General features: G+C 41.5%; 1 protein-coding gene. It reads left to right on the forward strand.

All coding sequences use genetic code 11. The annotated features are described in order from the left end of the window. Positions 1-21: 21 nt before the first annotated feature. Positions 22-783, forward strand: coding sequence for an IS5 family transposase (locus tag I6F53_RS20140; protein WP_197240936.1), 762 nt, complete (start codon positions 22-24; stop codon positions 781-783). The last annotated feature ends 30 nt before the right edge of the window (positions 784-813 follow it).

Below are 813 nucleotides of genomic sequence, written 5' to 3' on the forward strand. Positions count from 1 at the left end.
AAAACGTTACACCGAACCCTCATGCCAAGATTAATGTTAACAGACGCGACATGGAATGTCTTATCAAAAGTAATGCACTTAAGTGGTCGAATTTATAATAAGCCTGAGCATAGAAAAACGCTCGAAGGCATACTGTATAAGATGCGCACAGGTATTCCATGGCGAGATTTACCTTCTGATTTTGGCAGCTGGAGTGCTATCTACAGACGGTTCAATTTATGGTCCAAAAAAGGGATTTTGAATGAACTGTTTCGCGCATTATCTCGTGATGCGGACATGGATTGGGTCTTCATTGATGGCAGTATTGTCAGGGCCCATCAACATAGTTGCGGTGCAAGAACGGCTGACAATGAATCAATCGGTAAGAGTCGAGGTGGCAATTCGACTAAAATACATCTTGCAGTAGATAGCGGAGGATTGCCTGTTTATTATGAATTATCCTGTGGAAATACGCATGATATCATCCATGCAGAGTCACTTGTAGCCAATTGCCCAACGAGTAATGTGGTTGTCGCAGATAAAGGCTACGATAGTGAAAAACTAAGAGAGTTCATTCGTGATAATAGCGCTACACCCGTTATTCCACGCAAGGATAACAGTTTAGTGGGTAATGAAGATATTGACTGGTGCATGTACAAATATAGGCACTTGGTTGAGAATGCATTTGGCCGTATTAAGCAATATAGAGGGATAGCAACACGGTATGAAAAGCTTGAGAGAAATTATCATTCCATGCTCGCTTTAGCATTCACTATGATGTGGCTACCAATGTGGGCTGATTAATATATGTACTACAAAGATCAACAGCCCCTA

It is taken from the genome of Pseudoalteromonas sp. SWN29, from assembly GCF_015864465.1.
Taxonomy (GTDB): domain Bacteria; phylum Pseudomonadota; class Gammaproteobacteria; order Enterobacterales; family Alteromonadaceae; genus Pseudoalteromonas.

Excerpts from the sequence above, each read along its gene's own strand:
- I6F53_RS20140 (WP_197240936.1), top strand. The coding sequence starts at position 22 with ATGCCAAGATTAATGTTAACAGACGCGACATGGAATGTCTTATCAAAA.